Raw genomic sequence first — 22,213 nt, 5'->3', positions numbered from 1 at the left:
TGTTTTCTGAAAGGGTGAAATATCATGTTATATTCGACAGAAGTAAAGAATATGTGTCCCGTAAAAAAGGGCGCGTATCACGGCCCGGCACCGATTCCTGAAGAAGGCAAATGGGTGCAGGTCAAAGAAATTAAGGATATCAGCGGTCTGACTCACGGCGTAGGCTGGTGCGCTCCTCAGCAGGGCGCCTGCAAGCTGACGCTGAACGTAAAGGACGGCATCATCGAAGAAGCCCTCGTAGAAACCCTCGGCTGCTCCGGCATGACCCATTCGGCAGCGATGGCTTCGGAAATCCTGCCGGGCAAGACGCTCCTCGAAGCGCTGAATACCGACTTGGTATGCGACGCTATCAACGTAGCTATGCGCCAGCTCTTCCTGCAGATCGTATACGGCCGCACGCAGACGGCCTTCTCCGAAGGCGGCCTTCCCATCGGCGCCAGCTTGGAAGACCTGGGCAAGGGCCTGCGCAGCCAGGTCGGCACGATGCTCGGCACAAAAGCTAAGGGCACGCGCTATCTGGAAATGACCGAAGGCTATGTCACCCGCATGGCTCTCGACGAAGAAAACCAGGTCATCGGCTATGAATTCATCCACCTCGGCAAGATGATGGACGCTATCAAAAAAGGCGTAGAACCGGCCCAGGCCATGGAAGACGCCAAAGGCCATTACGGCCGCTTTGACGAAGCAGCTTCGTATATCGATCCGAGAAAAGAATAAGGAGGGCTCATCATGGAATTGTTTGAAAGCTACGACAGAAGAATAGATAAAATCCTCGGCGTGCTGAAAGAATACGGCATCGGCAGCGTGGAAGAATGCCGCGACATCTGCGCCGCCGCAGGCATTGACCCGTACCAGATCGTAAAGACCGTTCAGCCCATCGCCTTTGAAAACGCCGGCTGGGCCTATACGGTAGGCGCGGCCATCGCCATCAAGAAGAACGCCCGCACGGCTGTAGAAGCGGCGAAAGCCATCGGCGAAGGCCTGCAGGCATTCTGCATCCCCGGCTCCGTCGCCGACGACCGCAAGGTAGGCCTCGGCCACGGCAACCTGGCGGCTATGCTGCTCCAGGACGAAACGCAGTGCTTCTGCTTCCTTGCCGGCCACGAATCCTTCGCCGCCGCTGAAGGCGCTATCGGCATCGTCCGCAACGCCAACAAGGCCCGCAAGGTGCCCCTGCGCGTTATCCTGAACGGCCTCGGCAAGGACGCCGCCCAGATTATTTCCCGCATCAACGGCTTTACGTACGTACAGACCCAGTTTGATTACGGAACGGGCGAACTCCACATCGTCCGCGAAATCCCCTATTCCAAGGGTGAACGGGCCAACGTCCGCTGCTTCGGCGCCGACGACGTCCGCGAAGGCGTGGCTATCATGCATCACGAAGGCGTCGACGTATCCATTACGGGCAACTCGACGAACCCGACCCGCTTCCAGCATCCCGTTGCCGGCACGTACAAGAAAGAATGCGTCGAAATGGGCAAGAAGTACTTCTCCGTCGCTTCCGGCGGCGGTACGGGCCGCACGCTCCATCCGGACAACATGGCTGCCGGTCCGGCTTCGTACGGCATGACCGATACGATGGGCCGCATGCACTCTGACGCTCAGTTTGCCGGCTCGTCTTCCGTACCGGCTCACGTAGAAATGATGGGCTTCCTCGGCATGGGCAACAACCCCATGGTCGGCGCGTCCGTCGCTGTCGCCGTAGCCGTAGAAGGCGCGGCTAAGGAAGGCAAATTCTAATTCGGCATTGCTTCGTATTCGCAAAGTGCAAAACGCAGTTTCCCAATCGGGAAGCTGCGTTTTTTGACGCTCCTGTAGTATTGTGATATAATATATCCCGACAAAAATATATAAAACGACAAAAGGCTATCCGGCAAGATGCGTTTCGGTCTGTTGCGGATAGCTTGTTTCTTGTGAAATCATATATAACCTGCTAATAAGACAAGATGTAAACGGTAATGACGTAGTAGTGAAATGGGGTATTCGATGAAGACGAGAAAAAAAATTGCAGCTATGATATGTTTCATGATGATGACTTCTGTATCGGTTGTCGGCGCGACGTTTCATCCCGGTGACCGGGGCGATCAGATCGTGGCGATTCAAAACGCCTTAGTCCGCAACGGCAGCGACATCGCCGTCGACGGCGATTACGGCACGGGGACGCAGGAAGCCGTCAAGGCCTTTCAGGAACGGCACGGCCTGGACGTAGACGGCATTGTCGGCGCCCAGACCTACGAAGCGCTCATGGGAGCGGCTATGCCGGAAAACGTGAGCAGCCACTTTATTGAAAAAAAAGCGATTAAAAACAAGGGGAAAGAAAACCTCATGTTTCCTCTGGTCACGGCGGATAACGCCATCAGCGTCGTCCAGCAGGCCTTGGCCAATAAGGGCTATAACCTCGACGTAGACGGCGTCTTCGGCGTCGGCACGGAACAGGCCGTCCGCAAATTCCAGGCTGACAACGGCCTCGACGTAGACGGCGTCGTCGGCAAGGCGACGTTCTATGCCCTGACAGGGGAAGCGCTGCCCGGCGGCCCCCTGCGCCGCTTCGGAAACGGCGGCTACGGCAGCGCGACGGGCACGGCCAACTCCCGCCTCGCCAAGCAGCTCCTGGGTATCGCCAACCAGTATAAGGGCGTGCCCTACGTCTTCGGCGGCTCTACGCCGTCGGGCTTCGACTGCTCAGGCTTTACGCGCTATGTTTATTCGGCCGTAGGCATCAGCCTGCCCCGCTGCGCCGACGAACAGTACAGCGTCGGCAGCGACGTATCCATGTCCAACCTCCAGCCCGGCGACCTGGTATTCTTCTCGACGTACGAACCGGGCATTTCCCACGTAGGCATCTACATCGGCGACAGCCAGTTTATCAACGCCTCCAACGACGGCGTCAGCGTAGCCGACCTCAACAGCCGCTACTGGGCGTCCCGCTACGTAGGAGCCAAACGGGTCATCAACGGATAAACCGCACGAATTTCATATGGCAACATACAGCGCGCCCTTCTGTGTCAGATAGAGATATCTGGTACAGAAGGGCGCGTTTTGTCATTTCAGCAGTTTATGGGCTAAGGCGTAGTCGACGAGCTCTGATTTCGTCGTGCAGCCCAGCTTCTGCATGAGCCGCGACTTGTACGTCGATACGGTCTTGATGGAAATGTGGAGCGTATCGGCGATGGCCGCCAGGGAATAGCCGTGGACGAGGTAGGTCAAGACTTCCCGCTCGCGGGCCGACAGGTCGACGGGGTCTTTCGGCGGGTCGATGAGGCTGTTCAAGAGGGTGTGGGCGTCTTCATCGCTGAGGTAACGGCGGCCGTCCATGACGGTGCGCAGGGCCTGGAACAGCTCCGTGTCGATGGCGTCCTTGCAGATGTAGCCGTCGGCTCCCTGGGTCATGACCTCCTTGATGTACTGCTGCTCGCTGTACATGGTGAGGACCAGTATTTTGACGGCCAGGCCGCGCCGTTTGATTTCCTTCAGGCAGTCGAGGCCGCTCATGACCGGCATGGACAGATCGAGCAGGACGACGTCGACAGGCGTCGTTTTTAAGATGTCCAGTACCTCGCGGCCGTTGGAGGCCTCGGCGGCGACGTGAAAATCGCCTTGGGACGACAGGAGCAGCTTGAGGCCCGTGCGCAGGATGCGGTGGTCGTCGGCGAGCAGTATGTTAATCGGTTTGATCATGGGAGACGCCTCCTTCGTCAGATGAATCTTTCAGCGGCAAGGTAATGACGATGCACGTGCCGTCGTTGGGGTAGCTGTCGATATAAAAATGGCCGTTGAGCAGCTCCGCCCGTTCGCGCATGCTGACGATGCCCAGGTGGTTGTCGAGGCGGGCCTGCTCCAGCGTATCTTCGCTGAAGCCGACGCCGTTGTCCGTAATAGACAGGGTCAGGGTCTCGTCGTCGGTTTTGATGGTAATATCTACCGCATCGGCCTGGGAATGGCGGACGATGTTGGTCAGGGCTTCCTGCATCAGGCGGTAGCACAAGAGGGAAATCGGATGGGACAGGTGGGAAAAATCGCCGCTTTGGGAAAAGGAAATGTGAATGTGCGGCTGGGCGCGGCGGAACGTGTCGAGGTATTTTTCCATAGCGACGATGAGTCCCAGGTCGTCGAGCAGGGGCGGGTGCAGGTTGACGGCCAGGTGGCGCAGCCCTTCCAGAGTATCCTTCATCAGGTCGCGGACGCCGCACAGGAGCTCTTTGGCATCGGCGTCGCTCGTCTTGTCCATGATGATGCGCAGGTAGGCCAGCATGGTGACCATGGACTGGCTCGTCTCATCGTGGAGCTCCCGGGAAATGCGCCGCCGCTCGTCTTCGCGGGCCGAAAAGAGCTGGCTGATGAGCCACATCCGCATCTTTTCCTTTTCCTGCAGGGCCTGGAGGAGTCGCGAGTTTTCCTGCTCGCGGGCGGACAGGCGCGACGACAGGGTGTTGAAGGCCCGGGCCAGACGGCCTACGTCGTCAGGCGTCTTTTCCGGCACCTTTACCTGATAATTGCCCCGTCCCAGCTGGCGCACGGCGGCGGCCATCTGCTGGATGGGCTTGAGGAAGCTGCGGGCGTAGCGCGTGGCCAGCCACGAAGAGGCGAGGCAGATGAGGATGATGAGGATGATCATTTCCAGAAAGCGGCGCTGCATGACCTGCATCATCGTCTTTTCCGACAGGCCGATGCGGAAATAGCCGACCAGGCCGTTGTCGATGGGGCAGAGCACCTCGCGGATATACCCTTCGTTGCTGTCAAAGGTCACTGTATCTACGGCGACGCCGGGTTTCGGCTCCCGCACCAGGGGCAGGCCTTTGGGGATGCCGTTCGTGAAGGTGCTGGCTAAAATCTGTCCGTTAGGATGAAAGACGATGATGTAGCGGATCTGGTCGTTCAGGGACTGGATCTGCATGAGCCGCTCCGTCATGGAAAACCGGTCGTCCAGGAGAATGTCGCTGCTGATGACGGCGCTCATGGTCTGGCCGATTTCGACGCCCGACTTGTCGAGCTCCCGCTCCATTTCGGAGCTCGTCGTGTACAGCAGGAGGCTGCCGATGAGCAGGCCGCAGATGAAGATGGTGCCGACGATGAGGGCGTTAAATTTTACGTACAAGCTGTAATTTCTCATGGTTATTCTCCAGGTACGTTGTTGCGGATACTGTATTTATGGCGGAGGGCGGCGTACAATTCCGGCTCAGGCGGCACGAACTTGTCGATGAGGGTGCGCTGCATGGCCTCGTGCAGCGCCGGGTCCTGATCCATGCTGTAGAAGATGCGGCGCAGCTCGGCCTTTTCGGCATCGGGCAAATCGCTGCGCATCACGACGGGCCCTGTCGGAGCTGCCGGCAGGACGGCGAAGACCCGGACCTTTTCGCACAGCTGGGGATTCCGCCGGTTTACGAAGTCGTAAATCTGGCTGTCGACGCTGGCCGCGTCGGCCAGGTGGTTGGCGACGGCCCAAATGGATTTATCGTGGTTATAGGTGTAAAAGGTCGATTTGAAATAGGCCGAAGCCGACGTATTCATGTCCAGCAGAAGAAAGTCGATGGCCTGCCGGCCCGAATAGCTGAGGGGATCCGTAAAGGCGAAGACCCGGCCCTGCAGCTGGCTGAAGTCGGTAATGTCGCTGTCCGAGGCGGCGATGAGATAGGTCTGGTACAGTACGGACCCGTTGGTCTGGGTCATGGCCAGCAGCTCGATCGGCGTTTTGCCCCGGTAGGCCGAGTAGGCCCCGGTGGAGAAAAAGGCGATGTCGGCGCCGCCGTTGTCCATGAGCTTGTTCAGCTCCTCGTAGGTCCGCTTTTGCAGGAGGACGGCCGGCTTCTGCCGCTCCTGGGAAATGTGGTTGACAAACTGCTGGTACGACTGGCGCGTTTCCTTAGGCGACATGACCGAGGCGAAGGCGATGCGCAGGGGCTGGACGGACGACGCCGTCGCCGCCGGGGCCGTCTGCGGCTGAGTCTGGGTAAAGTCGATGTTTCCCGCCGGCCGGTCGCAGCCGGCGCAGCACATCAGGACGGCTGCCGCCGCCGCAGCGAGCAGGCGAAGCCAGGTTTTGCTCCGTTTCATAGCATAGCTCCTTCACAGAATGATACGTAGTCTTTATATGTATCATATCATGAAATGACAGAGAGAGAAACTGACGGCGCCGTATAAAAAAAGAAGCAAAGAACGATGTCTTCGCTTCTTTTTCTAACTGCCGGAGCAGTTCCCTAGAAGAGTTTTGAGATGTATATGAAAGAGAGAAAGCAAGAGGGATTAATCTTCCTGCGGCTTGGCGTTCCAAACGAGGAGAGCCAGGAGCGTCGAGGCGACAGCTGCGCCTACCCAGAATTCCGTAGCGTAGCCGAAGTCGTATACCTTTTCGCCGCCAACGACGGTGATGGTCATGAGCTTGCCCGTGACGAATTCCTGAATGGCCGCGCCGGCATAGCTCAGGAGGCCGATCATGCCCATAGCCGCGCCGGTAACGCGCTTCGGCACGATGTCGACAGCCATGAGGCCGCCCATGTAGCAGACCAGAGCGCCCATCGTAAATCCGTAGAAGGTCATGCAGAGCATGTCGACTGTAAAGGAATGGGGAGCCCAGACGAAGCCGGCGATGGACAGGGAGTACAAGATGCCGTACAGCAGGGCCGGTTTATTGCGCTTGTGGTTGAAGAACTTGTCGGAAATGAGGCCGCACAGGAGAGCGCCGAAGATACCGGCAACCTGCATGTAGGCCATGACGCCGGCTGCGCCCATGATGTCGTAGCCCTTTTCCGTCGTGAGGTAGATGACGCCCCAGCTTTCGACGGCGTAGCGGGCGATGTATACGCAAAGGGAAGACAAGCCGAGAATCCAGACGGCCGGGTTTTTGACGACGGCGTTCCACTGCTGGGAGCTGACGGATTTTTTCTTTTCCGCGTCGACCTGTTCCTGCGTCTTTTCGCCGTAGTAGACGGCGCCGTTGGGAAGACCCATCGTTTCAGGACGGTCGCTCATGCCGAAGTAAATGAAGATCGTGCCGATCAGGGAAATGATACCGGCGGCGACGAAGCCCATGGACCAGTTGTAGGCCGATACGATGGCGGCGATGGCGAAATAGGCAAAGGAAGAACCGAGGTTATGGCTCGTAAACCATACGCCGTACAAGGTGCCGCGCTGCTTATTGCTGAACCACTGGTTCAGGGCGACGATGGACGGGCCGGCGCCGTAGGACTGGAACCAGCCGTTGAGGCCCCATAATACGGCTAAGGGGACGAAGGAGTTTACCAGGCCCATGCCGACCATCGTAAGAGATGAAATGAAAAGACCGAAGGAAAAGAACCGCTTATTGTTCATTCGGTCGGCGAGGAAGCTGTTGGTAAATTTCCCTAAACCGTACGTAACGAAGAAGATAGAACCGATAATACCGATTTCCGTCGGCGTGACGATGCCCGACGCCAGGAGCGGCTTTTTGATGACCGAATAACTCTGGCGAATGATGTAGTAAAAGGCGTAGCCAATGGTGATGGAGGCGAATACGCGCCAGCGGACGCTGTTAAATTTCCGCTTTACAACTTCCGAATCGGCGATCTGCGCGATATCCGGACCGGTTTTGAAGAACTGCCACAATAAATTCAACATACAGAAAAACTCCTTTCTTCATACTGCCTGTGTTTGGTCGTTCTTATTTGTTGAATTTATTATAATAAAACATAGTAACCATGCGGTATCGGAAAAAGTCTGATTTTGTTGTAGGAATTTTTCTGACAAAGAAAAGGCCGCGGCGATAAACGGAATAAGCGTATCCCTTTATCGCCGCGGATTGCGTTTCGTTACTACCGTATTAAATTTATTGATGGAAACGATAACAGGTCGTTTCGATGGACTTCACGTCTTCTTGGGTAAGGCTAGGAAGCTCTGTTCCCATTGCCTGTTCTATGGCCTTGGCATCGACGGTCCAGCGGGTTTTCTTCATATCTTCGCCGTGGGCTTGGATGTATCGGGCTGTGCTGCGGGCCGCGGCGCTGCAGGGCAGGCTTTGGACGACGTAGCGGAAATTGGTCCGCGGCACCGATTTCATGGGCTGCTTCCATACGTCTTCGATTTCCAGGGTATAGTCGCATTCGTGGTAGCCGTTGGACACGGCTTCGCGGCCGATGTCTTCCGTGTTTTTCAGGCCCATATCGAGGAGCAGGTAGTCATAGAGAAGGACATGTTCCCATTTGTCCTTAAGAAATTCCCGTTCGGGAAAGAGGCCGCACGGGTCTTCGCCGTACAGCCGGAGCAGGTCCAGCAGGAAGGCCAGGCGGTGGCGCTTGAAGGTGAAGGACACGGCCTTGAGGAAGATCTCGCGCATCATGACGTATCGTTCCGCTTCGTCGCGGAAGTCGGCGTCAAAGTAGCTCAGCGGCGTTTCTTCCCGTATGTAGCGGACGAGCTTGCCTTCCAGGTCGATGAGGCGCCGGCGGGCCGCGCTTCGTTCCGCCGGCGGCAGGGATGGGTCGAGGCGCCTCCGGTTCAGCCGTTCCATGCGGTTCAGGCAGGCCGTTTCCACGGCTAAGGCGCTGAACAGGCCGTTAGCCTGCTGGCGTGAAAATATTTCCGATATATCGTCTTTCGATAAGGACTGGGCCATTAGATATCATGCTCCTTATGGCGAGATTAGTCGTCGATGGTAATTTTTACGTCTTTAAAATAGTCTTTAAAGGATTGGACCCACGTGCGGGCCGGATGGGACAGGAAGCCCTTGCTCTTCCATATCAGGGCCAGGGTCCAGTAGATAGACGGGTCGACGAGGGGCACGTGGACGGCCTTGTCGGCGGGGATGCGCTGACAGATGCTCCGCGGCAGCAGGGCGATGCCCATGCGGGCGATGACCATTTCTATCTGCAAATCCCAGTTGTTGCTCTGGCAGATGATCTTGGGATGGGCCATGATGTTCTGGTAGAACGAGTGTATGTACGGATTGAGGGCAAAGGACGGCGCGTAGTATACGAGGGGCTCGTCTTTGATGTCGTCGAGGGTCAGCTCGCGGGCCTTCGCCAGCCGGTGGTCGGGAGGCATGACGATTTCCAGGGGTTCCCGGTGGAAGATGAAGAAATCGTAGGGCATTTCCGTCGTAATCGGCAAGGCGACGAAGCCGACCTGCACGAGGCCGTCGTCGATGGCCGAGACGATGTCCAGCGAGCCGACCTCTGTCAGCTCCAGCTCGATTTGCGGATAGGACGTGATGAAATGGCCGATAAACGGCGAAATGAGAGACGACGCGATCATCGGCGGGACGCCGACGGTCAGCTTTCCGGCATTCAGCAGCTGCGGCGATTCCATTTCTTCGTTCAGCGCTGTGAAGTCGTTTAAAATGCCTTCAATACGGGGAAGGAGATACGCACCCATTTCCGTCAGCTCGACGTTTTTTCCCTTGCGGTCAAAGAGGCGTATGTTCCAATGTTCTTCCAGCGCCTTGATGCCTTTGCTGATGGAAGGCTGACTGATATGAAGCGCTTTGGACGCTTTTGTAAAGCTTTTTTTATGGGCTACTTCGACGAAGTAGGTCAGCTGGAATAAATCCATAGTTATATTTCACCTCGCATTAATATCCTTAATAGTACCATATTTCAAAAGAGAATAGAATACGATTGCCTTCGATTCCTTCCGAATTTCGTCACTTCGGCGGGATATGCTGAGATTTTAAGCGCAGGCTGTGGACAGGCGCAGGTTTTTGTGGGAAAATTTAATATGGATACGATTCTGTTTTACAGAGACAAAAGGATGTATAATACTTACAGAGAGAAGACGAAAAGGAGGAGCCTATGACGACGGCACGTTGGATCATGCACGTCGATATGGACGCGTTTTACGCGTCTATCGAGCAGCGGGACAATCCGGCCCTGCGGGGGATGCCGGTCATCGTCGGCGGACTGACGGGGCGCGGCGTCGTCGCGACGGCGTCGTATGAGGCGCGGCAGTTCGGCGTGCATTCGGCTATGAGCATGAAGCTGGCCCGCAGGCTGTGCCCGAACGGCGTGTTCCTGCCGGTGCGCATGTCCCATTACCGGCGTATTTCCCACCAGATTCGGCTCATCCTGTCCCATTACTCGCCCTTTGTAGAGCCCCTGGCGCTGGATGAAGCTTTTCTGGATGTGTCGGGTATGGGACTGAAATATCCGAACATCGTCGACATCGCCAAGGCGGTCAAGCAGGATATCCGGCGGACGACGGGCCTCGTCGCCTCGGCCGGCATCGGGCCGAATAAGTTTTTGGCCAAGCTGGCGTCGGATTTGAAAAAGCCCGATGGACTGATGTGGATTCCCTACGGCGAGGAACGGGCCATCCTGGCGCCCCTGCCGGTGAGCCGCCTGTGGGGCGTCGGCAAGGTGACGGAGCAGGCCCTGCGGCGGGCTGGATTTCATACCATCGGCGACGTTGCCGATGCCGGCCCGGAGGCGCTGATGCCCATTGTCGGCAATCAGGCTCATCGGCTGCACGACCTGGCGTTAGGCAAGGACAACCGGCCCCTGGAGGTCAGTCGCCGTCCCCAATCTGTCGGCAACGAGCATACCTACGCCCACGATTTGGTCAGCGACGACGAAGTGGACGAGCAGTTCCGCCTGCTGGCCAACGAGGTGTCGTGGCGGCTGCGGCAGAATCATCTGATGGGGCGGACGATTACGATCAAAGTGCGCTTCGCCTCGTTCCGCACCATTACGCGGTCCCTGACGATCGACGGCATGGGGACCTGCTCGGAAGAGCAGCTGTATTTCTCGGCCAAGCGGCTGTATCATAAATGCGGCGGCGCAGAGCCTATCCGGCTGCTGGGCCTGTCCGTCAGCCAGCTGCAGCCCCTGCAGGTACAGTGCGATTTATTTTCCGACGATACGGAAACGAAGGCCAAGGTAGCCGAGGCCATCGACAAGCTGCAGAAGCGCTTTGGCCGCCAGGCTATCATGAAAGGATTTTTATGGGAAATGTCTCATGAAAAAGACTAAAGCACCATATACTATAAACGAGGAGTGTATATCATGGCGATTTTTAAAGTAGCAGCCCATACGGGAGACAACAACGGATACATCGAATACGATACGGAAACGAAGGAGCTGGGCGTCCACCTGAACGACGAAGAAATCGACGCCAAGGTCCGGGAGTATTTGACGACGGAACGGCCCCTGCACCGTTTTACGGATTTATCGTACTACGAAACGGTCAGCGTCGTGCCGACGGACGACGTAGAGTCGCTGAAATTAGCCTTGTGCTATATCTGGCTGGCTCTGGGTGTCCACGTCGACTGGAGCCGCCCTGTCGAAGGGTGAGGCGAAACGAGAGGGAAAACGACATGTCCACAAGATATCCACATTCTGTGCCCTGCGGTGTGGCTAGAATGTGGATGTTTTTTGCAAACGGCGAAAATACGCCGTCCGCGGCGGTGCATAACTTGGCGGATGAAGCGGGCAAAATGTGTATAACTGGACGCCGGGTTATGAAAACAAGCGTTTGCGTTAACATAAAAACCGCATAGCTGCGCCGTTTTCAGAAATTTGTAAAGACTTGTTTACAATGTGCATAACTGACGATGAATTGTGGATAATTTTTACGCACAGCCTGTGGATATCTGAAGAAAAGGGAAAATATCAGGTAAATACAGGCTGTGCGGGAATTTTCTGGCTGTGAAATTTTCCAGTTATCCACAATGTGTGCAGTGAATTTGATATGTAGGAGTGGAGTAGACAAATGAAAGCGATTATTGACGGATTACTCGTATTGTCTAATGAAATCGTAACGGGACATATTCTGATGTATGAAAAGGACATATGGAAAATCGTGCCGCGGCACCAGTTCCGCGCCGGCATGTGCACGGAATTGATTGACGCCAACGGCGGCTTCGTCGTGCCGGGCTTTATTAACGAGCACATCCACGGCTGCGCCGGCGCCGACGTGATGGACGAAGACGGGCAGGCCTTGGAAACGATGCGGAAGGCCCTGCCGGCTACAGGCGTCACGTCCTTCGTGGCGACGACTATGACCCAGTCGAAGGAAGCGATGGCCGGGGCGCTGGAGCGCGTCCGCCAGGCCATGGGCAAGCAGGGCGGCGCCCAGGTTCTCGGCGCCCATCTGGAAGGACCCTTCGTGAGCGAAGACTATAAGGGGGCCCAGGCGGCGGGATACCTCGCCGCTCCCGATTTTTCCTGGATTGCGCCCTATGCCGACGTCGTGAAAATCATTACCGTAGCGCCGGAAGTATTGAAGAACAAAAGCTTTTTGAAGGAGTGCCGGGATCATCAGATTCTCGTGTCGCTGGGACACAGCGCGGCGACGTATGAAGAGGTCATGGAAATCGTCGATGCCGGCGGACTGTGCCATGCGACGCACCTGTACAACGCCATGGCTCCCTTCCATCATCGGCAGCCCGGCCTCGTCGGCGCGGCCCTGCTGTCGCCGAAGGTACACTGCGAGTTGATCTGCGACAACCTGCATGTCCATCCGGCGGCGCAGAAGCTGGCCTATCAGCTGAAAGGCCGCGACGGCATTATTCTCGTAACCGATTCGATGCGGGCCTGCCTGCAGGGCGACGGCGAATCGGAATTGGGCGGCCAGGCCGTATACGTCAAGGACGGACAGGCCCGTTTGGCCGACGGTACGCTGGCCGGAAGCACAGCCGTCATGAATCAGGTCGTGCTCAACTTCCTCATCAACAGCGGCGCGTCCCTGCCCGACGTCGTGGCCATGGCTTCAGCTAATCCGGCAAAGGACTTGGGCCTGTACGACCGCCTGGGCTCGCTGGAAGAAGGCAAGCAGGCCGACGTCGTCGTATTGGACAGCAACGATTTCCACGTGAAGCAGACGGTCATCGCCGGCGAGCTTGTGTATGATGAATTGGCAAAATAGGTTGAAGCGATGGATCACAATCGGGGTCGGTTTTCTCGTAGCAGCAGCGCTGCTTGCGGCCTGCCAGCCGGCCCCGGAAACAAAAGCACATGTATCTGGCAGCGAAACAGTGGAAGAACGAGCTGCGCGCATCGTTGCGGCCATGTCGCCGGAAGATAAGGCCGGACAGGTGATGATGGTCGGTTTAATGAATGAGGAGCTGCAGCCTGAAGACCTGCGGCAGCTGGCAATCTGCCGGGCCGGCAACGTCATTTTGTTTGACCGCAATATGCAGTCGCCGGCGCAAGTCCGGGCTTTGTCCGGCGAAGTGAAACAAACGATTGAAAGGCAATGCGGCATAGCGCCATTTATTGCTGTTGACCAAGAAGGCGGACAGGTACTGCGCATGCGGGAACAGTTTCTTCCTGTTCCCAGTCAGGAAGAAATCGGCCGCAGCGGCAGCCCTGGGAAAGCCAGACAATGGGCTGCCGATACAGGACGTGAATTGAAGTCTATGGGGATTAACGTCAATTTTGCGCCCGTTGTCGATTTAGGTTCTTCGGCAGAGCGCTCATACGGCAGCGATCCGGAAATGGTATCGGCATATGCAGTACAGGCTTGTCAAGGCTATGCAGAGGCGGGTATTTGGTGTGCTCTTAAACACTTTCCCGGAATCGGCAAGGTTCAGACAGATCCGCATATGGACGGAGACAGCGTTGCGGCTTCTAAAGACGAGCTGATGCAGCAGGATCTGAAGCCCTTTGCAGCGATTATACGGCAAATACCTGCTGATGCCATGTTCGTTATGGTGTCGAATGTTACCTTTCCCTCTTTGGATGCGGAATATCCGGCATGCGTATCGCAGACGGTTATGACGGATTTGTTGCGGGAGACATATGGCTACAAGGGCCTTATCGTATCGGACGATATGGAAATGGGCGCCATGGCCAAGCATTATGCCTTTTCCGATATGGGTGTCATGGCCTTGAAAGCTGGTGCCGATATGGTGCTGGTTTGTCATGATTACGGTCATGAACAAGAGACACATGACGGCATAGTAAGGGAATATAAGGCAAATCCGGAATTTCACCAAATGGTTGATGAAAAAGTAATGCATATTGTAGAAACAAAATTGAAAATGAATTATTTGTAAACGGTGTTCTGTAGAATATAGTAAAAGACCATGCAGCGTCGGTTCGTAGCGGCCGAACGAGGCATGGTCTTCTTTGTTTCCGAAACGGCTTCAGCGAGGAGCCTTTCGGTATGTTTTTCTGTAGTCGCGGGGAAGAAGATGCGTCGCTTCCTTGAAGGCCTTGGTGAATTTTCCCTGCGTTTCGTAGCCTACGGCGGCGGCAATCGCGGCGATGGAGTCGTTCGTCTGCTGCAGGAGCTCCATGGCCCGGCGGATTCGGTAGGACCGCATGTAGGCGGCGATGGGCTGGCCGTAGACGGCTTTGAAGGTCGTTTTCAGGGAAGACGTGTTGATGAAATACGTCTTGGCTAATTCGTCGATGGTGTACCGCTTGTCCAAATTCGCCGTCATGACGGCGTGGATGTCCTGTATGACCGACGCCAGCTGGGCGTCGCAGCTTTGCTGGGCCGCGGGAGCGTCGATGTCGGCGCGGACGAGATACAGGAGCAGCTCCAGGGCGGCGATCTTGCAGGCCGCCGGGCGGAAGGGCTCCGGCGTGTCGTACAGGGAGAAAAAGAGCCGTTCCAGTTCCTGATTCGGCGGGAAAACGACGGGCGCCGCGCCGTATTTTTCGATGAGTTTCTCCGCCGTCGTGCCGGCGCTGGCGATGATATCGGCCGGCGTGCCATTCAGTGCGCGGAAATCGACGGCCAGTCCCGCCCCTTCAAAATAGCCTAAAGGCAGGGACATGGCCGAATCGGCGCAGCAGTCCATCATGTGAGCTGCCGTCGCTCCCGCGCCGACGTAGGAGACGAAGCCCTTCGTCAGGTTCCAGCCGGCCCGGCCGCTGCGGCAGAAGGTGACTTCGATGGCGTCGTGCAGCGCTTCATGGCGAAACGATACGGTCGGCGCGAGGATTTGCCAATAGGACAGCTCGATGCCGGGAAATATCGTCGCTGCCGTCATGCGTCCCTTGCCCTCTGTGCGGACGGTCACGCTGCGGATAGGCGGCAGGCCCGTTTCCAGTATCTGAATGGAGCAGACGCCGTCCGGAATAGAGCGCAGCGCGTCTTCTAACTGAGCCCGGCGGTCATTCATAGGAATCGCCTTCCTTGTCCGGCGTCGGGCAGGCGATGTCGACGAGCTGCTCCGTCATGGCGTGCAGCGCTTCGGCCTGCCGGGTTCGTACGGCCTGATAATATACTTCTTTGCCGTCGCGGCGGCTGGTAATGAGGCCGCCGGCTTTCAGCAGCTTTAAGTGATGGGATACGGCGGGGCTGCTCATGCCGACGAGGGCGGAAATATTGATGACGCATTCTTCGCAGTGGCACAGCAGCCAGAAAATGCGCAGGCGGCTGGCGTCGCCCAATAATTTGAATATATTCGATACGGTTTCAAAATCCTGTACGGCCGGCATGTGCTCCAGATGCTCGATAGACTGGCCGTGATGGTGCGGCAACGTAATCGGTTCCATAGGATCGGGTCTCCTTTCGCCTTTATTGTATCATAGGGGGCTGCCGAAGAAAACGGGAAGATAGGCTGCGGAAGCGGCGACACTGGACGATTTTGCCCGATTGGAAATGGTTTTTGCCCAAACGGAACGGACTGGCTAGGCTGCGTTGACTTTCGCCGCCTCTATGGTATGATGTAGTCAAGAAAACGATTAAACAATTATTTAATCGTAAATACCTATACAACGAGAGGAGAGCTTACACATGAAAAAGACCTATAAAATCGACGTAGACTGCGCGAACTGCGCCAATAAGATGGAAGATGCGGCCCGCCATACGGCAGGTGTCGCGGCGGCGACGGTAAACTTCATGACCTTGAAGATGATCGTCGAATTCGAAGAAGGGGCCGACGTAAAGGCCGTCATGGAGGAAGTCCGCAAGAACTGCAAAAAGGTCGAAGACGACTGCGAAGTTTTCATCTGATGCACAGAAGCCGCCTGGGATAAGGCGGCGTTTGCTTTACGAGGTGACATACTATGAATAAGAAACAGAAAAAAATGCTCCTGCGCATCGTCGCCGCGGCCATACTCATGGTGGCCTTGGCCTTTGCGCCTGTCGACGGAGCGGCCCGGTTCGTGGCGTATACCGTGCCGTACCTGCTCGTCGGCTATGATATTTTATGGAAGGCTCTGAAGGGCATCAAGAACCGTCAGGTCTTCGACGAAAACTTCCTCATGGCCGTAGCGACGGTCGGAGCCATCGTGCTGGCTGTATATAGCGGCAGCGGCGACTATACGGAAGCCGTCGCCGTCATGCTCTTTTATCAGATCGGCGAACTCTTCCAGAGCTACGCCGTCGGCAAGAGCCGCCGCAACATCAGCGAGCTTATGGATATCCGCCCCGATTACGCCAATATAGAAAGAGACGGCCAGCTGGAACAGGTCGATCCTGACGAAGTGGAAATCGGCAGCATCATCGTCGTCCAGCCCGGCGAAAAGGTACCCATCGACGGCGTTGTCACAGAAGGGATGTCGAATCTGAATACGAGCGCCCTGACCGGCGAAAGCCTGCCGAGAGACGTCGCGCCAGGAGACGAAATCATCAGCGGCTGCATCAACATGACCGGCGTCCTGCGCATTCGGACGACGAAGGACTTCGGCGAATCGACAGTATCGAAGATTTTGGATTTGGTCGAAAACGCCAGCTCCCGCAAGTCCAAGTCGGAAGACTTCATTTCCAAGTTCGCCCGCGTCTATACGCCGGCGGTCTGCATCAGCGCCCTCGTCCTGGCTATTGCGCCGCCTGTCGTCCGCATGGCCGCCATGGGCCTTGCGCCTGAATGGGGCACGTGGATTTACCGGGCCCTGACCTTCCTGGTCATCAGCTGCCCCTGCGCGCTGGTCATCAGCATTCCCCTGAGCTTCTTCGCCGGCATCGGCGGGGCCAGCAAGGAAGGCGTTCTCGTCAAGGGCTCCAACTATTTGGAAACCCTGTCCCAGACGAACATCGTCGTCTTTGATAAGACGGGTACCCTGACGCAGGGCGTCTTTGAAGTCAACGGCATTCACCACAGCGGCATGGAGGAAGCACAGCTCATCGAGCTGGCAGCGCTGGCCGAAAGCGCTTCGTCTCACCCTATCAGCAAGAGCCTTCAAAAAGCGTATGGACAAGCTGTCGACAGAAGCCGTGTGACAGATATTCAGGAGATCAGCGGCCACGGCGTCATAGCCATGGTAGACGGCCGGCAGGTCGCCGCCGGCAACGACAAGCTCATGGCCAAGCTCGGCGTCAAAGCCATTCCCTGCCATCAGGCCGGCACGATTATCCATATGGCCGTCGACGGGGCCTATGCCGGACATATCGTCATTTCCGACGTCGTAAAGCCTACGTCCCGCCGGGCTATTGCAGCCCTGAAGGAAGCCGGCGTTCGCAAGACCGTCATGCTGACGGGCGACGCCAAGGCCGTAGCCGCACAGGTTGCCTCGTTCTTAGGCATCGACGAAGTATTCAGCCAGCTCCTGCCGGCCGATAAGGTGACAAAGGTAGAAGAGCTGCTGAGCCGGAAAGGGAAGAAGGAAAAGCTGGCCTTCGTCGGCGACGGCATCAACGACGCGCCGGTCCTGCGCCGGGCCGACATCGGCATCGCTATGGGGGCCATGGGCTCCGACGCGGCCATCGAAGCGGCCGACGTAGTCCTCATGGACGACGACCCGCTGAAAATCGCCAAGGCTATCCGCATTTCCCGCAAATGCCTGGGCATCGTGTATCAAAACATCGTCTTTGCCATCGGCGTCAAGCTCCTCTGCCTGGCTTTGGGAGCTGTCGGCCTGGCCAACATGTGGCTGGCTATCTTCGCCGACGTCGGCGTCATGATCCTTGCCGTCCTCAACGCCATCCGGGCGTTATTCGTGCACAACCTAGGAGGTACAGACTATGAAATTTCAGCAGATCCGCAACGCGACGACCAAACTGGAATACGGAGGAACGACGTTTCTCGTCGATCCGTGGCTGGCTGATACAGGCGCGATGGGATCGTTCCGCCAGCTCAATAATCCTGACTTTGCTCTCGTGTTAGACGAACAGCTCGATATTCCCATGCCTATGTGCGGATTGCCCATGGCGGCCGACGAAGTATTAAAAGGCGTCGATGCTTATATCGTGACGCACGTGCACCCGGACCATATCGACATGGGCTCCGACGGAACCTGCGGCGGACCGCTCTGCCATGATACGCCCATATGGGTGCAGAACGAAGGCGACGCCGCCGTCATGAAGGCATCCGGGTTTGCCGACGTGCGCCTGTTGTCGGAACAAGGGACGACGGTACAGGGCGTCAAGGTGACGAAGATCGACGGCCGGCACGGCACCATCGAGCCCTGCGGCCCGTCGTGCGGCGTCATATTGGAGACCGAAGGCGAGCCGACAGTATACCTCGTCGGCGACACGGTCTGGTTCGACGCCATAGAGCAGGCTCTTCAGACGCATAAGCCCGACGTCATTGTCGTCAACGCCTGCGCGGCACATCTCAAAAAGAACGGCCGCCTCATCATGAACGCCGACGACATCGAGCAGATTCGCCGGGCTTGCCCCGACGCCTGGATCATCGCCAGCCATATGGATACGGTAGCCCATGCGGCTTTGACGAGGTATTCCCTGCGCCTGGTCTTGGAGGCCAAAGGCTTAGACAACGTATATATCCCCGGCGACGGCGAGACGTACGTCTTCGATTGATATATCCTACATCCCCTCTTTAATATATAAACACGGCGGGGCAGATTCCACGATGCAGTGGGAATCTGCCCCGCCTTTGCTATGCGCTGTCGGATATTGTGCATTTGCAGTGAAAAAGACATGTCGGAACTTCTGGCGAGAGTATAAGCTGGCGATACGATTGGCGATAAGCAGATAGTTGTTATGCCTGCCATGTTTTGATGGTATAATATAAATGAATAGAATTTTGTTTGCCATAGCAAAAGAATGAGAGGAGGCGATTGTTTTGAGTGAAATGGCTATGTTTTTTGGCGAGTCCCGGTACATAGAATATAAGCGGGAAGTTCCGAAAGATAGTTTAAAATACATGAAATCTGTTGTAGCGTTTGCTAATGGTGACGGCGGACAAATTATCTTTGGCGTTGAGGATAATACCGGAAAGGTTATTGGTGTACCTGCCGAGACCTTATTTCAAACGATGGATGCGTTGACGAATGCCGTAACGGATAGTTGTGAACCCATGATTATACCTAATATAATGGTTAGAGAAATAGATGAAAAGCAAATTATTATCATGGAGATAATGCCGGGAATGGAACGGCCATATTTTATTAAAAGCAAAGGAATGATTAACGGTACCTATATCAGGACTGCTGGAACGACTCGTCCTGCCGATCAAGTTATACTGCAAGAGCTAATTTTAGAAGGCCGTAATAAATTTTTTGATCAGGAACCTGTTTGGCATGGAATGGTTGCCGACTATGAAATTGATGTATTATGCCGTCAGTTGTATGAGATTGCGTTAAAAAATGCTAAAACGGCAGAACAAAGACAGGCTGTAAAAAGAGTTACGAAGAATACGTTGTTGTCTTGGGGCGTGTTAGCGGAACGGCAGCATATGGTGCTGCCGACGAATGCATATTCCATGCTGACGAATACGAACGGTTTGCCGCCGCTTATCCAATGCGCCGTCTTTAAAACGGAAAACAGAGCTATATTTGTAGATCGCAGGGAAATAACCGGGACAGTACAGGAGCAAATAGAAAAGGCGCTGCAATATGTGCTGGAAAAAATAAATATGGGTGCCCGATTTCACGGCATCTATCGAGAAGATGTGTATGAATTGCCGCCAGATAGTCTAAGAGAATTAATTGCAAATGCAGTAGTACATCGAAGTTATTTAGAACCAGCTCCCATACAAATTGCCTTATTTGCCAATCGACTGGAGATTACATCTCCTGGTGGTTTGATGCGCGGCGTGACCGTGGCAAAAATGAAAGAAGGCTTTTCGAAGATTAGAAATAGAGCTTTAGCAAGCGCTTTTGCTTACATGAATATCATTGAGCAATGGGGAAGTGGTATTCCTAGAATTATGCATGAGTGCCAAAAGTATGGGCTTCCAGAATTGGAAATTATAGACTTAGACGGAGATATGCGAGTTAATTTATATAGGTGTACCAAGGCGAAGACTGACCAAAAGACTGACCAAAAGACTGACCAAAAGACTGACCAAAAGACTGACCAAAAGACTGACCAAAAGACTGACCAAAAGACTGACCAAAAGACTGACCAAAAGACTGACCAAAAGACTGAAAGCAACCCTATACTAACAGACAATGAAGCGGCTATTTGGCAAATATTGCTGCAAAAACCAAGTTGTACGCAGAAGGAAATGGCCGGGATCCTGCGATGGAAGCCGGGAAAAATTAAATACCATATCCGCAATTTGCAGGCAAAAGGCCGAATCATACGAGTTGGGTCCCATAGGAAGGGATATTGGCAGCTCGTTCAGCCAGAAAAATGATGAATATTCCCGATTCGAAATGAAGAAGCCGGCGATGCCGTTTACATTTTAGACTATACGCACAACGCTCCGGCTTTATAACGAGAAAACGCCCCGTGTCAGCAGTATGACTGATACAGGGCGTTTTGTCATTTCTTCGTATTGGACAGTACGATGGCGGCGACCATGAGGACGCTGCCCAGGCATTCCTGGAGGCTGACGCCGTGGTTGTAGAACCAGACGGCCAGGAGAAAGCCGAAGACGGCTTCCATGGAAATGATGAGGGAGGTGTGGGCATCGCTCGTGTGCTGCTGGGCGATGTTTTGGGCCGAGAAGGCGAAGACCGTATTGAGCAGGACGAGGTAAGCGATGCCGATCAGGGCGTTTTCACCGGCGTAGACCAGGGCGTCGGGCAGGCCGGAAAAGGGCAGGGCCAGCAGCCCCGGCGTCAATAGCTGAAAGAAGGTCATGGAAAACATGTCGGCTCCCTTGACGAAGTTGCCGACATATACGATTTGAATGGAAAAGCAGATGGCCGCCATGAGGGACAGGACGTCGCCCAAGGTAGGCGTCAGATTTCCCGGCTTCAGGCACAGCAGGGCCAGGCCGGTTACGGCCAGCAGGGCGCAGCCGACGTCGCGGCGGCGCAGGGGATTGTGAGCCAGGGCGACGGACAGAAAGGGGACGAAAATGGCGTAGGACGTGACGAGGAAGGAATGGCGCTCTACTGTCGTCAGGGCCAGGCCGTTGAGCTGGAAGATGAAGGCGATGAACTGAATGGCGCCGATAATGACGCCGTATCGTATTTCGCGCCCCGTGCCGCGGAGTATCTGCTTATGGAAGAGCAGGAACATGACGGCGGCGGACAGGAGGAAGCGGGAGCTCATGACGCCGAAGGCCGACAGGGAGGACAAGGCTTCTTTCGATGCGATAAAGCCGCCGCCCCAGATGACGGCGACGAGGAGAAGGGCAAGGTCTGCGGCGAGCATTTTAAGCCGCGGCGTACGGGACAGGTTCATGAAAACACCTCTGTATTAATGTGGCTGAAGACGCGGCGATGGCGTCTTGACTAATTACTGTATTATAACAAGTTTTTGCCATGCTTAAAAGGCAGGGCGAGACATGTGTCCAAAGTATTTGCCTGTCGGGGCTTTTCTTTTTATAATGGAAGACATGAAACCGAGAGCGCCGCAGCAGGCGCACTATAGAAAGGGAGAATATACGATGAAACGCGTACTGATAATTACTTCGAGCCTGCGGGCTCACAGCAATTCCGACGCCCTGGCCGAGTCCTTTGCCCGCGGGGCGAAGGACGGCGGCTGCGACGTGACCTGCGTCAGCCTGAAAGGAAAGAACATCGCCTTCTGCCGGGGCTGCCTGGCCTGTCAGGAACGGCAGGACTGCGTCATTGCCGACGACGCCGCGCCCATTGCCGAAGCGATGAAAGAGGCCGACGTTATCGCCTTTGCTACGCCTGTATACTATTACGGCTTGGCAGGACAGCTCAAGACCCTGCTGGATCGGGCCAACTGCCTGTTCCCGTCGGACTACCGGTTCCGGGACATTTATCTGCTGGCTTCGGCGGCCGAAAACGAGGCGACGACGATGGACGGGCCTATCCGCGGCATACAGGGCTGGATCGACTGCTTTGAAAAGGCACGGCTGGCCGGTACGGTCTTTGCCGGCGGCGTCAACGACGGCGGCGATATCGAAGGCCATCCGTCGCTGCAGCAGGCCTACGAAATGGGAAAAGAAATCTAAAAAAAGAGTTGAAATCGCCGTTTTTTGGTGATATAATTAAAAAGCTTGAATCGTGTCAAGCTCCTAACC

General features: G+C 55.7%; 21 protein-coding genes. 12 read left to right on the top strand and 9 right to left on the bottom strand.

Going from position 1 to position 22,213, the window contains the following annotated elements:
* Positions 1 to 24 precede the first annotated feature (24 nt).
* The 3 genes from E0L13_RS04345 (at position 25) to E0L13_RS04335 (ending at position 2,961) form a co-directional block, all read left to right on the top strand.
* Complete coding sequence (locus tag E0L13_RS04345) at positions 25 to 717, top strand: hypothetical protein (protein WP_095629074.1); 693 nt, start codon at positions 25 to 27, stop codon at positions 715 to 717.
* A 12-nt stretch (positions 718 to 729) separates the two neighbouring features.
* Positions 730 to 1,740 (top strand): GGGtGRT protein, encoded by a 1,011-nt coding sequence (locus tag E0L13_RS04340; RefSeq protein WP_087478588.1) that lies wholly within the window; start codon positions 730 to 732, stop codon positions 1,738 to 1,740.
* A gap of 285 nt (positions 1,741 to 2,025) precedes the next feature.
* Positions 2,026 to 2,961, top strand: coding sequence for a peptidoglycan-binding protein (locus E0L13_RS04335; protein WP_233127871.1), 936 nt, complete (start codon positions 2,026 to 2,028; stop codon positions 2,959 to 2,961).
* Positions 2,962 to 3,042: 81 nt separating this feature from the next.
* Here E0L13_RS04335 and E0L13_RS04330 read toward each other — a convergent pair whose 3' ends face one another.
* The 6 genes from E0L13_RS04330 to E0L13_RS04305 form a co-directional block, all read right to left on the bottom strand.
* Positions 3,043 to 3,678 (bottom strand): response regulator transcription factor, encoded by a 636-nt coding sequence (locus E0L13_RS04330; RefSeq protein WP_168060583.1) that lies wholly within the window; start codon positions 3,676 to 3,678, stop codon positions 3,043 to 3,045.
* Positions 3,662 to 5,110, bottom strand: a complete 1,449-nt coding sequence (locus E0L13_RS04325) for an ATP-binding protein (RefSeq protein ID WP_168060580.1) — start codon at positions 5,108 to 5,110, stop codon at positions 3,662 to 3,664. The genes E0L13_RS04330 and E0L13_RS04325 overlap by 17 nt, the downstream gene beginning before the upstream one ends.
* 2 nt (positions 5,111 to 5,112) lie before the next feature.
* The gene (gene phnD, locus E0L13_RS04320) at positions 5,113 to 6,051 is read right to left on the bottom strand and encodes a phosphate/phosphite/phosphonate ABC transporter substrate-binding protein (protein WP_095629076.1); all 939 of its coding nucleotides are present in this window, start codon (positions 6,049 to 6,051) and stop codon (positions 5,113 to 5,115) included.
* Between the two features lie 189 nt (positions 6,052 to 6,240).
* Positions 6,241 to 7,590: an MFS transporter gene (locus E0L13_RS04315; protein ID WP_095629077.1), complete on the bottom strand. Its 1,350-nt coding sequence runs from the start codon at positions 7,588 to 7,590 to the stop codon at positions 6,241 to 6,243.
* Between the two features lie 208 nt (positions 7,591 to 7,798).
* The gene (locus tag E0L13_RS04310; RefSeq protein WP_168060578.1) at positions 7,799 to 8,584 is read right to left on the bottom strand and encodes a hypothetical protein; all 786 of its coding nucleotides are present in this window, start codon (positions 8,582 to 8,584) and stop codon (positions 7,799 to 7,801) included.
* A gap of 26 nt (positions 8,585 to 8,610) precedes the next feature.
* The gene (locus E0L13_RS04305) at positions 8,611 to 9,519 is read right to left on the bottom strand and encodes a LysR substrate-binding domain-containing protein (RefSeq protein ID WP_168060576.1); all 909 of its coding nucleotides are present in this window, start codon (positions 9,517 to 9,519) and stop codon (positions 8,611 to 8,613) included.
* 239 nt (positions 9,520 to 9,758) lie between these two features.
* Between E0L13_RS04305 and E0L13_RS04300 the strand changes: the two genes are divergently transcribed.
* From E0L13_RS04300 to nagZ, 4 genes are all read left to right on the top strand, one after another.
* A complete protein-coding gene (locus E0L13_RS04300) occupies positions 9,759 to 10,934 on the top strand; it encodes a DNA polymerase IV (protein ID WP_168060574.1) in 1,176 nt (391 codons plus the stop codon).
* Between the two features lie 33 nt (positions 10,935 to 10,967).
* Entirely contained in the window at positions 10,968 to 11,255 is a 288-nt protein-coding gene (locus E0L13_RS04295) for a hypothetical protein (RefSeq protein WP_168060572.1), read from the top strand.
* A 418-nt stretch (positions 11,256 to 11,673) separates the two neighbouring features.
* Entirely contained in the window at positions 11,674 to 12,828 is a 1,155-nt protein-coding gene (gene nagA, locus E0L13_RS04290) for an N-acetylglucosamine-6-phosphate deacetylase (protein ID WP_168060570.1), read from the top strand.
* Between the two features lie 109 nt (positions 12,829 to 12,937).
* Positions 12,938 to 13,960, top strand: coding sequence for a beta-N-acetylhexosaminidase (nagZ, locus tag E0L13_RS04285; RefSeq protein ID WP_346766161.1), 1,023 nt, complete (start codon positions 12,938 to 12,940; stop codon positions 13,958 to 13,960).
* A 90-nt stretch (positions 13,961 to 14,050) separates the two neighbouring features.
* Here nagZ and E0L13_RS04280 read toward each other — a convergent pair whose 3' ends face one another.
* A complete protein-coding gene (locus E0L13_RS04280; RefSeq protein WP_168060566.1) occupies positions 14,051 to 15,037 on the bottom strand; it encodes a helix-turn-helix transcriptional regulator in 987 nt (328 codons plus the stop codon).
* Positions 15,030 to 15,413: a metalloregulator ArsR/SmtB family transcription factor gene (locus E0L13_RS04275; protein WP_168060564.1), complete on the bottom strand. Its 384-nt coding sequence runs from the start codon at positions 15,411 to 15,413 to the stop codon at positions 15,030 to 15,032. Before E0L13_RS04275 ends, E0L13_RS04280 begins: the two co-directional genes overlap by 8 nt.
* Before the next feature lie 241 nt (positions 15,414 to 15,654).
* Here E0L13_RS04275 and E0L13_RS04270 point away from each other — a divergent pair, with 241 nt between their 5' ends.
* From E0L13_RS04270 to E0L13_RS04255, 4 genes are all read left to right on the top strand, one after another.
* A complete protein-coding gene (locus tag E0L13_RS04270) occupies positions 15,655 to 15,873 on the top strand; it encodes a cation transporter (RefSeq protein ID WP_095629083.1) in 219 nt (72 codons plus the stop codon).
* Between the two features lie 53 nt (positions 15,874 to 15,926).
* Positions 15,927 to 17,906 (top strand): heavy metal translocating P-type ATPase, encoded by a 1,980-nt coding sequence (locus E0L13_RS04265; protein WP_168060562.1) that lies wholly within the window; start codon positions 15,927 to 15,929, stop codon positions 17,904 to 17,906.
* Positions 17,824 to 18,621, top strand: coding sequence for an MBL fold metallo-hydrolase (locus E0L13_RS04260; protein WP_168060559.1), 798 nt, complete (start codon positions 17,824 to 17,826; stop codon positions 18,619 to 18,621). Before E0L13_RS04265 ends, E0L13_RS04260 begins: the two co-directional genes overlap by 83 nt.
* A 274-nt stretch (positions 18,622 to 18,895) precedes the next feature.
* Positions 18,896 to 20,404, top strand: coding sequence for an RNA-binding domain-containing protein (locus E0L13_RS04255; RefSeq protein WP_206081520.1), 1,509 nt, complete (start codon positions 18,896 to 18,898; stop codon positions 20,402 to 20,404).
* A 128-nt stretch (positions 20,405 to 20,532) separates the two neighbouring features.
* Here E0L13_RS04255 and E0L13_RS04250 read toward each other — a convergent pair whose 3' ends face one another.
* Entirely contained in the window at positions 20,533 to 21,402 is an 870-nt protein-coding gene (locus tag E0L13_RS04250) for a DMT family transporter (RefSeq protein ID WP_168060555.1), read from the bottom strand.
* 205 nt (positions 21,403 to 21,607) lie between these two features.
* On the opposite strand from E0L13_RS04250, the gene E0L13_RS04245 reads away from it, so the two are divergent.
* Entirely contained in the window at positions 21,608 to 22,144 is a 537-nt protein-coding gene (locus tag E0L13_RS04245; RefSeq protein ID WP_168060553.1) for a flavodoxin family protein, read from the top strand.
* Positions 22,145 to 22,213 lie beyond the last annotated feature (69 nt).

Source organism: Megasphaera sp. SW808 (genome assembly GCF_012027795.1).
GTDB lineage: Bacteria > Bacillota > Negativicutes > Veillonellales > Megasphaeraceae > Megasphaera > Megasphaera stantonii.
The sequence above is the reverse complement of the archived record's forward strand: the minus strand, read 5'-3'. Positions and strand labels throughout refer to the sequence as shown.